Raw genomic sequence first — 18,008 nt, 5'->3', positions numbered from 1 at the left:
CTTAATCAAACATATTACCGATCAAATTTTTCATTCGGTCTGTGAATGTAGTTTTTGGTTCTTGTTTGCTATCATTGCTTGCTGCTGGAATTTCTTGAGCATCCACTGGAGATTCAATCTTCTCAGCATTGTATGCAGGTACTACCGGTTGTGCTGGAGCAGCAGGTTGTGGTTGTACTTGTGGTTGAACTGGACGATCAAATTGAATCGGTTGTTGACGCAAGACTTCGTCTCCATGAACCGCAGCCTGAGCAATAATATCCACATCTGTCAAATTGCCTGCATATTCAGACAAGCTAATTACATGGGCAAAAGCTGGATTGCGAATTCCAATTTGATTTGGAACAAACAATTTCACATTTACACCAAAGACTTCTTGAGCCAATTCTTCAACACCAGGAAGGATCGCCCCTCCACCGATAATCACAATACCACCAGGAAGATCCAACAAATGTCTTCTCTCAAGGTCTTGTTTGATTTGCTCAAAGATGTGTTTGATACGTGCTGAAATGATTTCAGCTAAATACTTCTCAGTCACTTCAACTGGCTCTACTTCACCGATGACTTCTACATGGAAGACTTCGTTTCCAGCAGATGGCACATAGGCCTCACCATAGTTGAACTTCAAGCCTTCTGCCAATTTTTGAGAAGTTTTCAATACTTTAGAAATATCTTTGGTAACATAATCGCCACCTTCTTGGTAGATATTTGTAAATTGAAGTTCTTGGCTACGAACAGATGCCACCGTTGTTTGGCCACCACCCATATCGATCACCGTTGCTCCGAATTCACGTTCGCCTTCATTCAAGACTGTTTTGATCATCGCAAGCGGTGAAATGATGATGTTTTCAACTTGTAAGCCTGCACGTTCAACGGTTTTACGCAAATTGTGCAAGATTGTACGAGGTCCTGTATAAAGAAGGCCACGCATTTCAAGTCGGATCCCCATCATTCCGCGTGGATCGCGGATTCCTTGGAAACCATCTACTGTGAATTCTTCAGGAATGAAGGTGATTACTTCACGATCCGGTGTCATACTTTTTGTGAGTGCAGATTTGACAACATTTTCAACATCTGCATCTGTGATTTCTTTCGAATCACTTGTGACTGGAATCATTCCTTGAGTTGCTTCGATTTGTAGTAAGTTTGCAGGCAACCCAACATTGACTAGATTGATTGAAATCCCTGCTTTTTCTTCAGCTTGGCTGATTGCATTTTTAATTGCATTTGAAGCAGCTTCGATATCTACTATAATTCCATCTTTGACGCCAGCACTTTTTGCATTGCTGACTCCAATTACATTCATTTCTCCATTGACATGTTCTGCCACCAATACTTTTATTGAACTAGTACCGATATCTAAACCTGTAAAAAAGCCGTCTCTAGCCATTACACCAGTCCTCTCTCTTTATTTGTTTTCACTTTACATCTATTTATAGCCCTTTTAGTTGGAACTATCCAAACTTCATTATATCACAAAGAAGCCTAAAATGGACATTTTTTCTTCAATTATTTGAGATAATTTATGGGCTTTACTCATTCCCAGAAGAATTCTCTCCTTCTGGATTCTGTTCTGGATTCTGTTCTTGGCTTGCTTCCTCAGAATGTTCTTCTTGCTTTTCTGTACTTTCAGCCTTTCCTTTTTCAGCTTGCTCTTTGGCAGCTGCAATGGATTGTTCACTATAGCTGAATACTCCAGCCTCCATATCAATGGTGGAATCATCGTCTAATTGCTTACTGATCGCCTTATAATAAGGAAGCTTGCGGGTAATTTGGGAAACAGGCACCAAGATTTTATTATCGTTTTTCATAGTGATGGTCACCAGATCCTTGGTGACCTTGCTCGGAGTCAGATCTACCGAAACAATTTTATCCGTAATGGAAGAAGAAATAGACTTCATTTCTTGGACAAATTGTCTAACTAATTCTCGATCTGAGAATTTTAAGCTAATATAGGAGGACGGCAATTCCGAAGCTGGAGTTACTGTCTCCACTACTTCTCCATTTTCCAATACTGGATAGTGGTCTTCTCCCGTCACATAATAGGCAACCACTTTGTGTTCCACGATATTGACTTTAAAGGTCACTGGGAATTGATAATGCATGTGCACTTCTTTGATCCACGGACTAGCCGTTTTCATATTTTGTTCATAGACCGATTTATGAAGGAAGGTCGTCAGAGTATAATCTTCTTCTTTGATGCGACTTTTTTCATACAAGAGTTGCTGATCAACCGCCTTGTTCCCTGAAAATTCAATCACTTTCTGTGTGGACAAGGGACTTAAAAAATAGATTGAGAGAAGGGCGACAATCGAGCTGATTCCGATTACCGGAAGGGCACGATAGATATGGCGTTTTGCCACTGTCGGTTCCTTCTTTGGTTTTTTCGTCTTCAAGCCTTTAAAAAATGAAGGCTTTTTCTCTTGTTTCTCTGAAGGATCTAGCTCCTCTTTAGCCGGATCAACTTCTTCTCCTTCTGAACTTTCTCCATCCGCATCTGGATCCTCTTTGGCCTCAGATTCATCTTCCTCTTCAGACTCTTCTATTTCTTCAGATTCTTCCTCTGAGACAGAAGCTGTTTCTTTTTCTGAAAGGTCTTCGTCTTCTTTTGCTTCTTCGCTTTCAGTTTCCTCTGTCTCAGCTTCTTCCGCTTTTTCAAGCGCTTTTTTTTCTAAATATTCTTTGTTTCTTTTTTGCCAGGCTGACAATTCTGTAATTTTGTCATCCGTTGGCGTTTTTTTATTGTCGTCCGTCATCTTTTCCCTTACTGATATCTTTTTGAAGCAGGCCATAAAAATCGTCTAGTGAAAGGAGTTCTGTCGATTTTTCCATTGCTTGGTGGTAGACTTGGCTTTGCTTCAACATTTCTTGAATGGTTTCATTGAAGGTTTCGAGCGTCAATTGATCTTCCTGCAATTGCTCTGCATAACCTTTATCCACAAAATATTGGGCATTTTCAATCTGATCGCCACGGCTGGCTTCTTTTCCTAGCGGTACAATCAAATGGAGTTTGTTCATAGCTAAGAGCTCAAATAAGGTATTGGCTCCACCCCTAGTCACCACTAAATCAGCCTTTTGGAGCATTGGTAAATACTGATCGGTTACATAATCCACTCGATACAAGCCACCCTCAGCCTGATTCAATGTTGAATCACCCGTCAAATTGATGATATTGTAGTGCTGCAAGAGCTCTGCTTTGTGCTCTGTCACAAATTCATTAAAGACACGCGCACCGGCTGATCCTCCGACAAAGAGAAGGGTCGGCAAGTCTTTTCGGAAACCTTTTGTTTTTTCTTCTAAAACTTCTGAAGTTGGCGGTATATGATCTGTGACCTTGGTTACCGCACCGATATGCTCACTCTTTGTCAAACCATGTGCTTGCTCAAAAGTCGTGTACATCTTGGTAGCAAATTTATAAGCAATTTTATTGGCCAATCCCATAGAAAGATCGGACTCATGGATATAGACAGGAACACGCGTGAGTCGGGCTGCGATCACTGGTGGCACAGAAACAAATCCTCCTTTTGAGAAGAGAACTTGTGGGCGCACACGAAGCAGGATTGCAATGGACTGGAGCGTCCCCCAAGCCACCTTGAACACATCCATCATATTTTGGAAAGAGAAATAGCGGCGCAATTTCCCTGTTGCAATCGAATGGAATCGTACCTCTAATCCAGACTTTTTGATCTCTTGGTATTCGATTCCTTTTTTGTCCCCAATATAATGAACTTCCCATCCATCTTCGATAAATTTTGGAATCAAGAGGAGATTAAGGGTCACATGTCCCACGGTTCCCCCACCAGTAAACATTATTTTTTTCATCTTATTTCAACCCTTTTACTGTAGCAAGGAATTCATCCCCACGCACTTCAAAATTCGGATACATATCCCAGCTGGCATTGGCAGGACTTAAGAGCACAACATCTCCAGGGCTAGCCAAGTCGAAGGCTTTCTTTGTAGCATCTGCCACATCTGTCGCATCGACATAAGGGACGCCTGCTTTATCGGCTGCACGTTTCACTCGAGGAGCTGATTCCCCTAGAATTACCATTTCCTTTAAGCCAGTAATGTGAGGCACCAATTCATCAAATTCATTGCCACGATCGAGCCCCCCTGCAATCAAGATCACCTTGCTGTTATCAAAACCAGAAAGAGCTTTTTGTGTTGCTAGAATATTAGTCGATTTGCTATCATTGTAGAATTTGACACCTTGAATTTCATCCACATATTGAAGACGGTGTTTCACTCCTCCAAAGGCTGACAAGGTTTCTTTAATGACCTCATTCTCCACACCACGGACTTTTGCAACAGCAATCGTTGCCAAGGCATTCTCTACATTGTGACTACCTGGAACGCCCAGTTCATCTGCACGCATGACAGCTTCTCCCTTAAACTTGAGAAGTCCATCTTCCAAATAAGCCCCATCCACTTTTTCAACCGTTGAAAATGGAAGGACCCTTGCCTTGGTTTTTGTAGCGAGTTCCTTGGCCAGGTCTTGGTTGAAGTTCAAGACAATGACATCTTTTTCTGTCATATTCTTTTGAAGATTCCATTTGGCAGCTACATAATTTTCAAAAGAACCATGATAGTCGATATGAGTTGGCATGAGGTTGGTAATCACTGCAATCTCTGGATGGAATGCATCAATTCCCATCAATTGGAAAGAAGACAATTCCATGACCAGAACATCCTTTTCTGTTGCTGTTTGTGCAACTTGACTAGCTGGAAAACCGATATTCCCAGACAATAGACCACCTTGGCCGGCAGCCGTCAAGACTTCTCCGATCATGGTTGTTGTCGTCGTTTTTCCGTTTGATCCTGTAATCCCAATAATTGGCGCATCCGAAATCAGATAGGCCAATTCCACTTCAGTGAGGATGGGAATGCCTTTTTCAAGCGCTTTTTCAACCATTGGATTGGAATAAGGGATTCCTGGATTTTTGACCATGACTGCAAAGTCTTCATCCAACAGTTCCAGAGGGTGACCTCCTGTCACAACTTTAATCCCTTCTTCCAGTAAACTTTGTGCTGCTGGATTTTCTTCAAAAGGTTTGCCATCATTGACGGTCACAATCGCTCCTAAGCGATCCAACAAACGGGCAGCTGACTCGCCTGACTTAGCCAAACCTAATACAAGAACCTTTTTATTTTCAAATTGTTTCACAAATTTCATGATTTCTTCGCTCCATTTTTATCACTCTCTATTTTACCTTTTTTTAGCAAAATTAAAAAGCCCAAAGGGCTTTAAAAATCACGTCACCGTTTATTTTTTCTGTTTGGTCGTCATTTTGGAAATATCTACCAAAGCCATGTAGCCAACAAAGGCCAGAAAGGCACCGACAAAAAACTCGGACGGTAGTTGGAATATCTGAAAAATGGCTAGACAAGCAAGGACGATAAAAGAGACGATCAAGACCACCATTGTGACACTGTTTAAGGTACCACGAATACTCTTTGGGGTCATAAAAAGGTAAAAAAGGAGAATCAAAATCCCTAAGATAAAATAGACCATTTTGTTTCTCCTTTCTTTTCGTATTATTCAGCAGCTGCTGATTTTTTCTTTTTATTTGCTTTTTCGCGTTCTGCTTTGTTCAAGATCTGTTTACGCAAACGGATAGATTCAGGTGTTACTTCCATGTACTCATCGTCGTTCAAGAACTCAAGAGATTCTTCCAAGGTCAAGATACGAGGAGTCTTGATAACCGCTGTTTGGTCCTTAGTAGCTGAACGAACGTTGGTCATTTGTTTGGCTTTCGTAATGTTTACGGTCAAGTCGTTCTCACGAGAGTTTTCCCCGATGATCATTCCTTCGTAAACTTCTGTACCTGGATTGACAAAGATCGTACCACGTTCTTCGATAGACATGATAGAGTAAGTGGTTGCTTTTCCGTTATCGATTGAAACAAGAGCACCACGGTGACGTCCACCGATTTCTCCTGGAATCACTGGCAAGTATTGGTCAAAGGTGTGGTTCATGATTCCGTAACCACGTGTCATTGACAAGAACTCTGTTGAGTATCCAATCAAACCACGCGCTGGAACAAGGAAGACCAAACGAGTTTGACCGTTACCAGTTGAGATCATATCCAACATTTCACCTTTACGTTCAGAAAGACTTTGGATAACAGCTCCTTGGTATTCTTCTGGTGTATCGATTTGTACGCGTTCAAACGGTTCGCATTTGACACCATCAATTTCTTTGATGATAACTTCTGGACGAGATACTTGCAATTCGTATCCTTCACGACGCATGGTTTCGATCAAGATAGACAAGTGCAATTCCCCACGTCCTGAAACGGTCCATTTATCAGGTGAATCAGTTGGGTCAACACGAAGAGAGACGTCTGTTTGTAATTCCGCTTGCAAGCGTTCTTCAACTTTACGAGAGGTTACCCATTTTCCTTCGCGACCAGCAAATGGTGAGTTGTTGACCAAGAAGGTCATTTGAAGGGTTGGTTCATCGATGTGAAGGATTGGAAGAGCTTCAACTGCGTCTGTCGGTGTGATCGTTTCTCCAACGAAGATATCTTCCATACCAGAGATAGCGATCAAGTCACCCGCTTTAGCTTCTTGAATTTCACGACGTTCCAAACCAAAGAAACCAAAGAGTTTGGTAACACGGAAGTTCTTAGTCGTTCCATCCAATTTAGAAAGGGTTACTTGGTCCCCAACTTTTACAGTACCACGGAAGACACGTCCGATACCGATACGTCCAACGAAGTCGTTGTAATCAAGCAGGGATACTTGGAATTGAAGAGGCTCATCTGAGTTATCAACTGGAGCTGGGATGTGATCAATGATGGTATCAAAGATCGGTGCCATTGTGTGCTCTTGATCAGCTGGATCATCTGAAAGTGAAGATGTTCCGTTGATCGCTGATGCATAAACAACTGGGAATTCCAATTGGTCATCATCCGCACCCAATTCGATGAAGAGTTCAAGAACTTCATCTACAACTTCTTCTGGACGAGCAGATGGTTTGTCGATTTTGTTGACAACAACGATTGGAACAAGGTCTTGTTCCAAGGCTTTTTTCAATACGAAACGCGTCTGAGGCATGGTTCCTTCGTAGGCATCGACGACCAATACAACCCCATCAACCATTTTCATGATCCGTTCCACTTCTCCACCGAAGTCCGCGTGTCCTGGTGTGTCCATGATATTGATTCGAGTTCCGTTATAAGCAACGGCTGTATTTTTAGCAAGGATCGTGATCCCACGTTCTTTTTCAAGATCGTTTGAGTCCATTGCACGTTCTTGCAATTCTTTACGTTCATCCAAGGTGTGCGATTGTTTCAACAATTCGTCTACCAAGGTTGTTTTACCATGGTCAACGTGGGCAATGATCGCAACGTTACGAATATCTTCTCTTAATTTTGTCATGATTTCCTCTATAAAATTTTAAATAATATTTCTAACTGAACAATTATACCACAGTCCTATCTAAAAAACACAGTTCAGCTAGTTGTAAATGTTTTCATCTTCATTTCTTTTCTCGGACTCGATTTCCTTTTCTTTTCATGATACACTGATGATAAGAATTTCAGAAAAAGAGGCTCTCATGAGATTAGATCAATTGATGGCAGACCATCAGTACGCTCGCAAAGACATCAAACAACTTCTGGCCCGAAGGCAAATCTTGGTCGATCACCTACCAGCTCAAAAGCTATCCCAAAACATCGACCCTGGACTCCAACAGATTCAAATCGGGGAACGAATCATTCAAGAACCGCGTCACCACTACTACATGCTCCATAAACCAATTGGGGCCGTGACTGCCAAAAGAGACGCCCACCATCCAACGGTGATCGAGTTAGTGGACCCCCAGCAAGAGTACCCAGACCTCTATCCACTTGGTCGCCTCGATCGCGATACCAGTGGTCTGCTCCTCCTCACAGATAATGGTCCCTTAGGCTTTCAACTGCTCCATCCTCAATACCATGTGGAGAAAGTCTATGAGGTAGAAGTCAATGGTCCGCTCTATGCAGCCCACATCGAGCAATTTCAGAATGGGATTTCATTCACAGACGGTCCTATCTGCAAGCCTGCCTCCTTGACCATTCTAGAAAGCCGCCCCAGCTACAGCAAGGCCCAAGTCCGGATCTCAGAAGGAAAATACCACCAAGTGAAAAAGATGTTTTTGGCTATTGGAGTCAAAGTAATGACCTTAAAACGCTTGTCTTTTGGCCCCTTCACCTTGGATCCTCAGTTAGCACCTGGCGAAAGCCGACCTTTAAATGAGGTAGAACTCACATGGGTCAAAGACTTCCTTGAAAAAACGAGATAAAAAAGCTCTAACCACACATTTGGTGCAGTTAGAGCTCTTTTTTATTAGGCGTCTTTTTTTACTTTCCCATTCCAAGAATCAAGACCATAAGACAAGACATAAATGTCTGTATAGCCCTGTTTCTTAAGATAGAGAGCCGCATTGGTTACACGCGAACTACGGCTATTTTCATAGAGCAAAATTGGTTTATCTTTACGCAAGGCTGCAAGACTCAACTTCAACTGAGTAGAAGGAATGTTGCGTGCTCCTAAAATATGCTTGGCATGAAACTCAGCTGGCTCTCGCAAGTCAATCAACTGCCCTTTACGAATCAGCTCTTCAAAAGTGGCATTATCCACAAATTTAGCAGCTTTACGGATGCGGAAATAATTAAACGCCATCCATCCAAATGCTCCTAAAATAGCCAACCAAACAATGATATTTCCCATCACTCTACCTCACTCTTTTTCAAAAATTCTAATTCTTGCTTGTGTTCTCTTCTTAAAACGGTATCGGCTTCTAAATAATCGAGCCGCTCCATTAGGCCTGCATCATAAAGACGTTGAAGCTCAATTTTCATCAATTCGATGTCATAGAGGCGCTTCCCCACGTAAATGATGATTCCAAAACGTTTTAAAAATTGTTGAACATCATACAGGTTTTTCATGTTCATTATTGTATCAAATTTAGAAAGGCTTTACAAGATTTTCAAGCAAATGATGACATTTTTCGATTTCTTTACGAATAAATAAGTATGATCAACTTTTATTTTTTTACCATCGGTACTTGCATCGCCTCTTTTTTGGGGCTAGTTGTCGATCGTTTCCCAAACCAATCCATTCTCGCTCCTCGTAGTCATTGTGATCAATGTCAGCACGTCCTTGGAGTTTGGGATCTCATCCCCATTATCTCGCAACTACTCCATCGTTTTCGCTGTCGCTATTGTCATCAGACCTATCCATTTTGGTACTGCCTTTTTGAGATCTGGAGTGGCCTACTCTTTTTAGCCTGCGCCAATGGTTTCCTTTCTCTGCCTCAGCTTCTAACACTACTGGGAGCTGCCGTTTTAGCCATTTATGACCTTCGCTTTATGGAATACCCCTTGGTCATCTGGTGCTGTCTCCATGCCCTGGTCCTCTTTTTATCCGGTAGTAATCTCCTCATGCTGGTCTTTTTACTCCTTGCGATCGGAGCTCACTTTTTCTTTATCGGAATGGGAGCAGGAGATTTTCTCTTACTAGCTACCTTTTCGCTAAGCTTTTCTTCTACCCAGATCCTCATTCTCATTCAGATCGCATCCATCTTAGGCATTCTCGTCTTTGCTCTCAAAAAAGAAAGAGACCGGATTCCCTTTGTTCCCTGTCTCTTTCTCAGTTATCACGCTTTACTGCTTTATACGATGTTTTGCAGATAAATTCTTTTTATTTTGCAGCTTTCGCTTCTAGATAATCGGCGATGGCAGCCACATCCTTATCCCCACGTCCGGAAACATTGATGATGATGATCTTGTCTTTATCCAATTGTGGAGCACGCTTAACCGCTTCTGCAATCGCGTGTGAGCTTTCAATAGCTGGGAGGATCCCTTCTGTCTTACTGAGGAGAAGAAGAGCTTCTACTGCTTCATCATCTGTTGCAGCCACATATTCGACACGACCAGAATCTTTAAAGAAAGCATGCTCTGGACCAACCCCTGGGTAGTCCAAACCAGCAGAGATCGAGTACACTGGCGCTACTTTTCCATCTTCGCCAAAGACTGCATAGGTCTTCATACCATCAACCACACCGATAGTCCCTTTGGTCATGGTCGCTGCGTGTTGATCGGTGTCCAAGCCATGTCCAGCTGCTTCTACCCCAATCAAGCCGACTTCCTCTTCTGCGACATATTCAGAAAAGGCACCGATGGCATTGGAGCCACCACCGACACAGGCAATCACATAGTCCGGCAAACGACCTTCTTTTTCCAAGATTTGACGTTTAGATTCTTCACTGATCACTTTTTGGAATTCATGCACAATAGTTGGGTATGGGTGAGGGCCAACAGCAGAACCCAAAACGTAAAAGGCATCTAGATCCGCCATCCATGCTCCAAAGGCAGCATCAACGGCGTCTTTCAAGGTCTTAGTCCCGGTTTCAACCGCATGAACGGTTGCCCCCATCATTTCCATGCGGAAGACATTCAAGCGTTGGCGTTCCACATCTTCTGCCCCCATGTAGACATCACAGGCCATACCGAACTTAGCTGCCGCAGCTGCTGTAGCTACACCGTGTTGACCGGCTCCTGTTTCAGCAATCACGCGCGTTTTGCCCATGCGTTTAGCCAAGAGGATTTGCCCCAAAACGTTATTCAATTTATGCGAACCTAGGTGATTCAAGTCTTCGCGCTTCAAATAAATTTTTGCCCCACCTAAATGTTCTGTCAAACTTTCCGCAAAGTAGAGCGGTGTTTCGCGTCCAGAATAGTCTTTCAAATAATGTTTGTATTCTGCAATAAATTCTGGGTCCTTTTTATACTGTTCAAAAGTTGCCTCTAATTGATTGAGCAAGTTTTGAATGGGTTCTGGTACGAAAGATCCACCAAATTGTCCGAAATAGCCTTTTGTTTCTGTCATGATTGTGTCCTCTTTTCTATATCTTCAATCCTGTTTATGATCTTTTTCTCTCGCAAGCCCTTTGAGCTGCAGTCTCACTGGGTTCCTTTGAGATACAAAAAACCTCACACAGAAAAATCTGTGTGAGGACGATTCGATACCGCGGTGCCACCTCAATTGTAGGAAACTATTTTTTCTCCTACATCTCTGACCTGTCTAACAACAGGGTGCACGATAAGGTGTGCTCACCGAATTTTTATTGTTTCAAATTCATTATCATAAACGCATCAGCCCATTTCAAGATTCACCACTGCTTGTTCGCAATCACCACAAGCTCCCTGGAAGTGAGAAAAATCTCTACTTTTCTGATGTCTTGAAGCTATTATAGCTCCCACTTCTGACTTTGTCAACAAAAATTTTAAAAAGTGGCTGAAATGTTCGGATTTTACATTTCCCTATTTTTTGCTAGCAATCGTGCTCTGAAATACTGAAAGCCTAAATAAGCTAGATAAGCCCCTAAGGTATTGGTCCACAAATCATCTAGCTCAAAGACACGATTGGCATCAAACAAGAGATCTAATAGAACTTGGCTGCATTCAATCCACAAGCTCATCGCAAAGCCGAAGCACAAGACCCGTTTGCGGCTCCTCAACCAGGGCCATAGCCAGAGGAGTTGAAAGACCAGCGGGCTTAACAAAAAGATATTGGCTATGTTTTGGAGAATGACCTTAATGAGTTGGAGGACACTGGTGATCTGGCCAAGATTCATCACCGAATTAAGAGGAACCAGCAGGACGACGATGCGACCGAAATGTTGAATACCCGGTGTTTCCATACCTGGCTCTGGCTGTTGGGGCAAAAAACACATCAAACACAAGAGGATAAAATAGAAGAAGCTGCCACTCCGTAACAGCCTTCTTCCTCTTTTTGTTAGTTCTGTATGATCGATCAGCCCTTGTTTAAGGTTGCGCATGTTCAACAATCGCTTTCTCCCGGTCCCGTTTCATGGTATTTGAACGCAATTGGCCACAGGCAGCATCAATATCTGTACCGTGCTCTTGACGCACTACACAGTTAACACCTTGTTTTTTCAAGGTATCATAGAAGGCCATGACCCGTTCTTTTGGACTCCGGCTATATTGGTCATGCTCACTGACAGGATTATAAGGAATCAAGTTGACATAAGACAATTTCTTGATATTCTTGAGCAATTCTGCCAACTCTAAAGCTTGCTCGACTCCATCATTGACTTCATTGAGCATGATGTACTCAAAGGTCACCCGACGATTCGTAGTCTCAATATAGTATTCAATCGCCGCAAACAATTTTTCAATTGGAAAGGCCCGGTTGATCTTCATGATACTAGAGCGCAAGTCATTGTTTGGAGCATGAAGGGACACTGCCAAATTGACCTGCACACCTTCATTTGCAAAGTCACGAATTTTATGAGCCAAACCAGAAGTTGACACGGTAATATGGCGAGCACCAATCGCTAATCCCTTGTCATCGTTGACCGTCCGGATAAATTTCAAGACATTGTTATAGTTGTCAAATGGTTCTCCGATCCCCATGACAACGATATGGCTGACCCGTTCATCTTGGCCACGTTCGTCAAAGTATTTTTGGACCAACATGATTTGAGACACGATTTCCCCATTGTTCAAATCGCGTTGTTTTTTGATCAAACCAGAAGCACAGAAGGTACAACCGATATTGCATCCTACTTGAGTCGTTACACAGACAGATAAACCATAGTGCTGACGCATCAAGACGGTTTCAATCAACATGCCGTCTGGCAATTCAAAAAGATACTTGACCGTTCCATCTGCTGACTCTTGCACAATCCGTTGCTTGAGTGGGTTGACGACGAATTGATCATTTAACTTCGCAATCAAGTCCTTAGAAAGGTTGGTCATTTCTTCGAAAGACTGGACGCGTTTGCGATAGAGCCATTCCCAGATTTGTGCTGCACGGAATTTCTTTTCGCCGTTTTCTTCCGCCCAATCAATCATATCCTGGCGTGTTAAACTATAAATGGATGGTTTCATTCTTTCTTACTCCTCTTTTTGTCGAATCACAAAATGACGTTTGTTGTCTGTCTTCGTTGTCTTTTTAGTCTCAGCAGACGGTCTTGTTTTTTTCGAGTTTTTGGCTGGTTGTCCCTTGTCGCGTTCTCGTTTTTGGAAACGATCTTTTTGTTTGCGATTACGCGAACGCTTTTTAGGTTCTCTTTCTTCTGATTGAGCTTTTTTGACCGGTGATTTCTTATCAAAAGAAGCACGATGAGGCTCCTTATTTTCAAGGACAAAATAAGCACAACCATAGCTACAATATTCTAACAAATAATCGTCTAAGCGACTTAGTTTATCCATCGTTGCAACATCGCGCTCTTCCTTATAAAAGCCACGCAAGCGCAACTGCTCATTGCTCCAATCACCAACAATGTAATCAAACTTGGTTAAAATCTCAGAAAATCGCTGACCAAAAACGGTCGCATCAAATGCTTCCTTCTCATTTTTCAACAGTTCAAAGGAGAGGTTTTCTGAAAGGATCTGGTCTCCTACCTGACGAAACACAGGTCCAGGAAATTTATTGTAATTATATAATTCAGGGTCAATCTCTTTTCGCATAGTGTTCCTTCATCAAAATCTATTTACTGTAACACTTTATTTTATCACAAATTTGATGACTTGCGTCAGATTTGACTAGAAAAGAGTTGAAATTCCTTTGAGAACAAAAAGAGAGTGGGACAGAAATCGGTAATTCGTTAGAATTCGATTTCGTCGTCCCACCTCCGCACAGTTGAGTAGGGCTGTAAAAGCTGATGAAATCAGCGTAGTAGAGCCCACTCAACCACTGCGTCTTGCTCGACAATCCAAAAACTAATTGAGAGGCTAGGACTTTTGTCCCAGCCTCTATGAATATTCTTTGCCGGATGGAAGAGGCAAATAAAGAGTGATTTTCGTATAGCTATTGGCCTTAGAATCAATCTCCATATGATAGGCTTCGCCAAATTGAAGATGCAATCGTTGGTCCACATTTTTCAAGCCAACACCTCCTAAACGAAGAAGGGTTTGGTCTGTTGACTCTGATCGGTCAAACCCTCGTCCATTGTCAAAAATCGATACGCAGGCGGAGTCTCCACTGACTTCAGTCGTCACTCGAATGAGACCGGGCCGATCGATCTCTTTAATGCCATGGTAAATCGCATTTTCCACTAAGGGTTGAAGCACTAATTTGGGGAGCTGATAGTCGCCCAAGCGTTCATCTTCTAGAATTTCATAATTGAGCTTTTCACCATAACGTTGCTTTTGAATGAAAAGATACTGGCGTACATGGTCAATTTCATCTCTCAGTAGGATTTGTTCCTGGCCTTGGTTGAGAGCCAGTCGAAAATATTGAGCCAGAGACTTGGTGATGTCGACCACGCGCCGACTATCATTAAACTCCGCCATCCAGACAATCGTATCCAAGGTATTATAGAGGAAATGCGGATTAATCTGAGCCGAAAGTGCCCGCAACTCGTAACGCCGTGCGTTCTGCTCCTCTTCCTTGACCTGTTGCATGAGGTTATCGATTTGGTCCAACATGGCATTAAAAGCTTGAGCGAGGTCCACCAATTCTGGAGATCCTTTGGCTGCAGCTCTCACGTGAGCATCTCCTGCTCCAATCCTCAAAATGATAGTCTGAAGGTCTCGTAAGGGTTTGATCCACAAACGCAGAACAAAGCCGATTCCTATTAAACACATGATCAAAGCTAGTAATCCTAGGCCAATAAAAGAGTACAGGAGTTGCGACTGAAGCATCTGAAGTCCTTCAAGTGAAGCCACTCCAATCAAGGTCCAATCACTATTTGGAATCGGAACCTGATAGATAAAATTCTGCCCTCCTTTTGCATAACCATCTTTCACAGCAATATAGGGCTGCATGGCCTGCATTTCTTTGCTGGAGGAATAGACCGCCTTTTTAGGATGGTAGACAAACTCATGCTTTTGATTAATGATAAAACTAAAGCCTTGCTTCCCTAGTTGAAGGTGATCCAAGTAAGCCTGAAGGCTATCGTAGCCAATATCCAAGCGTACTACTCCGAGATTTTGTCCGGTCTGATCGACCACTTCTTGGGTAATAGAAACCACCCATTTTTCTTTTTCCGAGGTCAAGGATTCCTTTCGAGCTGGCGTCAAGACCGGCATGGCTCTTTCCTTAATCGCCTCTTGATACCAACTTTCATTCATCATATCTGAAGAAGTCTGCATGCTGATTTTGGTATCTGTCGCTACCAGACGTCCGTCCTTAGTCACCAGGACTGCTGAGACCAGGTCCGGATCCGTTTCAATCATCGTTCGCATCAAGTGCTGAACCGTTTCTTGATCCGCACTCTTGTCTTGGGCAAATTGCCTAACAGCCTGTTCCTTGCTAAGCACTGTTGTGGTCTGCTTTAATTTTTTTAGATAAGAGGTTATAAACTGACTGCTTTGATCGATACTATTTCTTGTCGTCCGCTCCGTTAGCTGGCGGATCGTCCCTGAGCTCGTTTGATAATAGAGGCTACCGATAAGACCAAACAGCAAGAGAATGAAGAGAAAAAAGTAGAGGACCAGCTGGATCAGCAAAGGATATCGTTTCATTCATGCTCTCCTTTTTTGTACTGCCTTGGCGTCACCCCAACAACCTGCTTAAAGCGTTGAGAAAAATAGTTCATATCTTCAAAACCAACCTGATCGGCGATCTCATAAATCTTTAAATCTGTCGTGAGAAGCAAGAGCCGAGCCTTCTTCATTCGCTCCTGGATAAGGTATTCTTGAAAGGGAAGTCCCAATTTTTTCTTGATCAATACACTTAGATAAGAGGGACTGAAACCAAGTTGATAGGCCAAATCCTTCAGGGTTAACTGGGAATCTGCTAAACGAGCATGAATAGCTTCTTCCAAGTCTGTCGAATAACCATGACTGACCAAATCTTCGACTTGTGCCTTTTTTCGCTCTTGATCGAGTTTTCCTTTCACCTTTGCTAACATCTCTTCAATATCATCTTTTGAAAAAGGCTTCAGCAAATAATCATCTGCACCTAACTTGATGGCTTTCCTTGCAAACTCAAAGTCATCATAACCTGTCAAAAAAATGATATGACAAGACGGAGACTGCTCTTTGACGAGATGGGCCAGATCCAAGCCATTCATTTGTGGCATATTGATATCGGTTAGAAGGATATCAGCTGGTTGATCTTGAAACTTCTCCCAGGCCTCACGGCCATTTTCTGCCTGGTTGATGACGGTCATTCCAAGCTGTTCATAATCCACTAAGGAAGTCAGTCCCTGCCGGATAAGCTCTTCATCTTCCACAATCATGATCGCATACATGTCTTTCACCTACTTGTCTTTGCTATGCTTATTATAGCAAATTGTGGCTCCAAATGTCTCAGACATAGTCCAATAAATAACCGTAGCCCTTTTCCACCATCTCTGCTTTAGGGATGAATTTGATTGACAAGCTATTGATGCAATAGCGAAGGCCGCCTTTTTCCTTGGGACCGTCGGTAAAAACATGGCCCAGATGAGAATTTCCCACACGGCTCCGAACTTCTGTCCGAGTCATATTGAAACTCTTATCCTCCTTATAAATCGCCACATCAGGACTAATTGGCCGACTGAAACTTGGCCAACCACAACCAGAATCAAATTTATCCTTAGAGGAGAAGAGAGGCTCACCAGTCACGACATCTACATAAATACCGGCATCAAACTGATCCCAGTAACGATTGGAGAAGGCTCGTTCGGTATCATTTTTTTGTGTCACCGCATACTCTTCAGGAGATAACTTCTTTTTGATTTCCTCATCGCTTGGCTTGGAGTAGCGGCTAGCATCAATAACAGGATAAGAAGCCTGATTGACATCGATATGGCAGTACCCATTCGGATGTTTCTTTAGATAATCCTGGTGGTAGTCCTCAGCCTTGATGAAATTGCTCAGTTCCTCTTTTTCCACTGCTAACGGTTTGTCGTATTTTTTTGCTACCTCTTCAAAGACTTGGTTAATGGTTGGAAGGTCTTCTTGGGAGACATAATAGACACCTGTTCGGTATTGAGTCCCTTGATCATTTCCTTGACGATTCTTCGACGTTGGGTCGATAATCCGGAAATAATGCAGGAGCAATTCTTTCAGAGATACCTGCTTGACATTGTAAGTGATATGAACTGTTTCAGCATGGCCTGTTTGAGGGACTAATTCATACTTGGTGGTATCCCCTTTTCCATTGGCATAACCTGATTCGGCATCAATGACACCCGGAACACGGGAAAAATACTCTTCCACACCCCAGAAGCAACCACCAGCTAGATAGATTTCTCGTTGGTCTTCTGGATTGACTTTTTCTTCCTTCTTTTTGTTTGCTACTGGTGTCTGACTCATGGACGCTTTTTTGATCTGCTCAGTCGTCGCATCTGATGTATCCAAGGCCATGGATCCTTTGACAAGGAAAAAGATTCCAAAACAAAATAGCCCCACTAAAAGAATGGAAATGAGTTTCCATTTTGTTTCCATTTTATGTCCTCCTTACTTCATTTCTTTTAGAGTCTGGACGATGTCTTCCTTGCTCATATAACCGATATGGGTCTTAGCGAGAGTCCCATCACTATTGATAAAGAGTGCCGATGGATAAGACCGAATCCCATACTCTTTTAGCAGCTCCCCTTTACTATCTAGCAAGACTGGGAAATCCTTGTAATCCAAAGACTGGTACCAGTTTTTGAAATCTGCTTCTGATTTTTCACCATTAAAAGTTGGAGCTACAACGGATAAGACCACATAATCCTTACCCGCCTCTTCTTTTGCCAACTCATTGGTATCCTCTAATGTCGATAGGCAAATAGAGCACCAGGAAGCCCAAAATTTGAGGTAAACTTTCTTCCCTTTGTAATCAGATAAGCGGTAGGTCTTACCGTCTACTCCTTGCAGGTTAAACTCTTGAACCTTCTTTCCAGCTTGCTCTGAAGATCCCGTTGTGGATGTCTGCTTAGTCTCACTTTTGTTGGATGATTCCATTCCTTGGTTAGAGCAAGCCCCCAAAAGTCCAGTACACAAGAATCCTGCAGCTACTAAAGCTAATTTCTTCATCATTATTACCTCTTTAAACAAGGAGAAAGTCATCCTCAGATG

At 42.6% G+C, this 18,008-nt stretch carries 18 protein-coding genes and 1 other annotated feature; of the genes, 2 read left to right on the top strand and 16 right to left on the bottom strand.

What is annotated here, in order from left to right:
- Position 1: 1 nt before the first annotated feature.
- From ftsA to typA, 6 genes are all read right to left on the bottom strand, one after another.
- Complete coding sequence (gene ftsA, locus HMPREF2893_RS00280; RefSeq protein WP_003005953.1) at positions 2 to 1,390, bottom strand: cell division protein FtsA; 1,389 nt, start codon at positions 1,388 to 1,390, stop codon at positions 2 to 4.
- A 142-nt stretch (positions 1,391 to 1,532) separates the two neighbouring features.
- The gene (locus HMPREF2893_RS00275; protein ID WP_061591335.1) at positions 1,533 to 2,756 is read right to left on the bottom strand and encodes a cell division protein FtsQ/DivIB; all 1,224 of its coding nucleotides are present in this window, start codon (positions 2,754 to 2,756) and stop codon (positions 1,533 to 1,535) included.
- A complete protein-coding gene (locus HMPREF2893_RS00270) occupies positions 2,740 to 3,822 on the bottom strand; it encodes a UDP-N-acetylglucosamine--N-acetylmuramyl-(pentapeptide) pyrophosphoryl-undecaprenol N-acetylglucosamine transferase (RefSeq protein WP_042759943.1) in 1,083 nt (360 codons plus the stop codon). Before HMPREF2893_RS00270 ends, HMPREF2893_RS00275 begins: the two co-directional genes overlap by 17 nt.
- 1 nt (position 3,823) lies before the next feature.
- On the bottom strand, positions 3,824 to 5,173 hold the full coding sequence (murD, locus tag HMPREF2893_RS00265) for a UDP-N-acetylmuramoyl-L-alanine--D-glutamate ligase (protein WP_024055331.1): 1,350 nt from the start codon (positions 5,171 to 5,173) through the stop codon (positions 3,824 to 3,826).
- Positions 5,174 to 5,263: 90 nt separating this feature from the next.
- A complete protein-coding gene (locus HMPREF2893_RS00260; protein ID WP_024055332.1) occupies positions 5,264 to 5,512 on the bottom strand; it encodes a DUF3165 family protein in 249 nt (82 codons plus the stop codon).
- 23 nt (positions 5,513 to 5,535) lie between these two features.
- Positions 5,536 to 7,383, bottom strand: coding sequence for a translational GTPase TypA (typA, locus tag HMPREF2893_RS00255; protein ID WP_061591336.1), 1,848 nt, complete (start codon positions 7,381 to 7,383; stop codon positions 5,536 to 5,538).
- A gap of 178 nt (positions 7,384 to 7,561) precedes the next feature.
- On the opposite strand from typA, the gene HMPREF2893_RS00250 reads away from it, so the two are divergent.
- Positions 7,562 to 8,287, top strand: coding sequence for a 16S rRNA pseudouridine(516) synthase (locus tag HMPREF2893_RS00250; RefSeq protein ID WP_024055335.1), 726 nt, complete (start codon positions 7,562 to 7,564; stop codon positions 8,285 to 8,287).
- A 44-nt stretch (positions 8,288 to 8,331) separates the two neighbouring features.
- On the opposite strand, the gene HMPREF2893_RS00245 is transcribed toward HMPREF2893_RS00250, so the two are convergent.
- Complete coding sequence (locus HMPREF2893_RS00245; RefSeq protein WP_024055336.1) at positions 8,332 to 8,715, bottom strand: rhodanese-like domain-containing protein; 384 nt, start codon at positions 8,713 to 8,715, stop codon at positions 8,332 to 8,334.
- Positions 8,715 to 8,933 (bottom strand): YqgQ family protein, encoded by a 219-nt coding sequence (locus HMPREF2893_RS00240; protein ID WP_003017930.1) that lies wholly within the window; start codon positions 8,931 to 8,933, stop codon positions 8,715 to 8,717. Before HMPREF2893_RS00240 ends, HMPREF2893_RS00245 begins: the two co-directional genes overlap by 1 nt.
- 87 nt (positions 8,934 to 9,020) lie before the next feature.
- Between HMPREF2893_RS00240 and HMPREF2893_RS00235 the strand changes: the two genes are divergently transcribed.
- Entirely contained in the window at positions 9,021 to 9,680 is a 660-nt protein-coding gene (locus HMPREF2893_RS00235) for a prepilin peptidase (RefSeq protein WP_024055337.1), read from the top strand.
- A gap of 7 nt (positions 9,681 to 9,687) precedes the next feature.
- On the opposite strand, the gene trpB is transcribed toward HMPREF2893_RS00235, so the two are convergent.
- From trpB to HMPREF2893_RS00195, 8 genes are all read right to left on the bottom strand, one after another.
- Positions 9,688 to 10,875, bottom strand: coding sequence for a tryptophan synthase subunit beta (gene trpB / locus HMPREF2893_RS00230; protein ID WP_070673758.1), 1,188 nt, complete (start codon positions 10,873 to 10,875; stop codon positions 9,688 to 9,690).
- A 121-nt stretch (positions 10,876 to 10,996) separates the two neighbouring features.
- Positions 10,997 to 11,232: a binding site (T-box leader), on the bottom strand.
- Positions 11,233 to 11,299: 67 nt separating this feature from the next.
- Positions 11,300 to 11,827 (bottom strand): VanZ family protein, encoded by a 528-nt coding sequence (locus HMPREF2893_RS00225; protein WP_070673757.1) that lies wholly within the window; start codon positions 11,825 to 11,827, stop codon positions 11,300 to 11,302.
- Positions 11,814 to 12,902: a dual-specificity RNA methyltransferase RlmN gene (gene rlmN / locus HMPREF2893_RS00220; RefSeq protein WP_003005918.1), complete on the bottom strand. Its 1,089-nt coding sequence runs from the start codon at positions 12,900 to 12,902 to the stop codon at positions 11,814 to 11,816. The genes HMPREF2893_RS00225 and rlmN overlap by 14 nt, the downstream gene beginning before the upstream one ends.
- 6 nt (positions 12,903 to 12,908) lie before the next feature.
- The gene (locus HMPREF2893_RS00215) at positions 12,909 to 13,484 is read right to left on the bottom strand and encodes a YutD family protein (RefSeq protein WP_049483935.1); all 576 of its coding nucleotides are present in this window, start codon (positions 13,482 to 13,484) and stop codon (positions 12,909 to 12,911) included.
- 285 nt (positions 13,485 to 13,769) lie between these two features.
- Entirely contained in the window at positions 13,770 to 15,482 is a 1,713-nt protein-coding gene (locus tag HMPREF2893_RS00210; protein WP_070673756.1) for a cache domain-containing sensor histidine kinase, read from the bottom strand.
- Entirely contained in the window at positions 15,479 to 16,213 is a 735-nt protein-coding gene (locus HMPREF2893_RS00205) for a response regulator transcription factor (RefSeq protein WP_070673755.1), read from the bottom strand. The genes HMPREF2893_RS00210 and HMPREF2893_RS00205 overlap by 4 nt, the downstream gene beginning before the upstream one ends.
- 58 nt (positions 16,214 to 16,271) lie before the next feature.
- Positions 16,272 to 17,393, bottom strand: a complete 1,122-nt coding sequence (msrB, locus tag HMPREF2893_RS00200; RefSeq protein ID WP_070673754.1) for a peptide-methionine (R)-S-oxide reductase MsrB — start codon at positions 17,391 to 17,393, stop codon at positions 16,272 to 16,274.
- Positions 17,394 to 17,405: 12 nt separating this feature from the next.
- The gene (locus HMPREF2893_RS00195; protein WP_070673978.1) at positions 17,406 to 17,966 is read right to left on the bottom strand and encodes a redoxin family protein; all 561 of its coding nucleotides are present in this window, start codon (positions 17,964 to 17,966) and stop codon (positions 17,406 to 17,408) included.
- Positions 17,967 to 18,008 lie beyond the last annotated feature (42 nt).

The organism is Streptococcus sp. HMSC072C09, from assembly GCF_001813105.1.
Taxonomy (GTDB): Bacteria; Bacillota; Bacilli; order Lactobacillales; family Streptococcaceae; genus Streptococcus.
This window is presented reverse-complemented; position numbering and strand designations above follow the sequence as displayed.

What these genes read in the sequence shown, in the direction of transcription:
- ftsA (WP_003005953.1), bottom strand. Translation starts at nt 1,390, where the DNA reads ATGGCTAGAGACGGCTTTTTTACAGGTTTAGATATCGGTACTAGTTCA.
- HMPREF2893_RS00275 (WP_061591335.1), bottom strand. Translation starts at nt 2,756, where the DNA reads ATGACGGACGACAATAAAAAAACGCCAACGGATGACAAAATTACAGAA.
- HMPREF2893_RS00270 (WP_042759943.1), bottom strand. Translation starts at nt 3,822, where the DNA reads ATGAAAAAAATAATGTTTACTGGTGGGGGAACCGTGGGACATGTGACC.
- murD (WP_024055331.1), bottom strand. Translation starts at nt 5,173, where the DNA reads ATGAAATTTGTGAAACAATTTGAAAATAAAAAGGTTCTTGTATTAGGT.
- HMPREF2893_RS00260 (WP_024055332.1), bottom strand. Translation starts at nt 5,512, where the DNA reads ATGGTCTATTTTATCTTAGGGATTTTGATTCTCCTTTTTTACCTTTTT.
- typA (WP_061591336.1), bottom strand. Translation starts at nt 7,383, where the DNA reads ATGACAAAATTAAGAGAAGATATTCGTAACGTTGCGATCATTGCCCAC.
- HMPREF2893_RS00250 (WP_024055335.1), top strand. Translation starts at nt 7,562, where the DNA reads ATGAGATTAGATCAATTGATGGCAGACCATCAGTACGCTCGCAAAGAC.
- HMPREF2893_RS00245 (WP_024055336.1), bottom strand. Translation starts at nt 8,715, where the DNA reads ATGGGAAATATCATTGTTTGGTTGGCTATTTTAGGAGCATTTGGATGG.
- HMPREF2893_RS00240 (WP_003017930.1), bottom strand. Translation starts at nt 8,933, where the DNA reads ATGAAAAACCTGTATGATGTTCAACAATTTTTAAAACGTTTTGGAATC.
- HMPREF2893_RS00235 (WP_024055337.1), top strand. Translation starts at nt 9,021, where the DNA reads ATGATCAACTTTTATTTTTTTACCATCGGTACTTGCATCGCCTCTTTT.
- trpB (WP_070673758.1), bottom strand. Translation starts at nt 10,875, where the DNA reads ATGACAGAAACAAAAGGCTATTTCGGACAATTTGGTGGATCTTTCGTA.
- HMPREF2893_RS00225 (WP_070673757.1), bottom strand. Translation starts at nt 11,827, where the DNA reads ATGCGCAACCTTAAACAAGGGCTGATCGATCATACAGAACTAACAAAA.
- rlmN (WP_003005918.1), bottom strand. Translation starts at nt 12,902, where the DNA reads ATGAAACCATCCATTTATAGTTTAACACGCCAGGATATGATTGATTGG.
- HMPREF2893_RS00215 (WP_049483935.1), bottom strand. Translation starts at nt 13,484, where the DNA reads ATGCGAAAAGAGATTGACCCTGAATTATATAATTACAATAAATTTCCT.
- HMPREF2893_RS00210 (WP_070673756.1), bottom strand. Translation starts at nt 15,482, where the DNA reads ATGAAACGATATCCTTTGCTGATCCAGCTGGTCCTCTACTTTTTTCTC.
- HMPREF2893_RS00205 (WP_070673755.1), bottom strand. Translation starts at nt 16,213, where the DNA reads ATGTATGCGATCATGATTGTGGAAGATGAAGAGCTTATCCGGCAGGGA.
- msrB (WP_070673754.1), bottom strand. Translation starts at nt 17,393, where the DNA reads ATGGAAACAAAATGGAAACTCATTTCCATTCTTTTAGTGGGGCTATTT.
- HMPREF2893_RS00195 (WP_070673978.1), bottom strand. Translation starts at nt 17,966, where the DNA reads ATGAAGAAATTAGCTTTAGTAGCTGCAGGATTCTTGTGTACTGGACTT.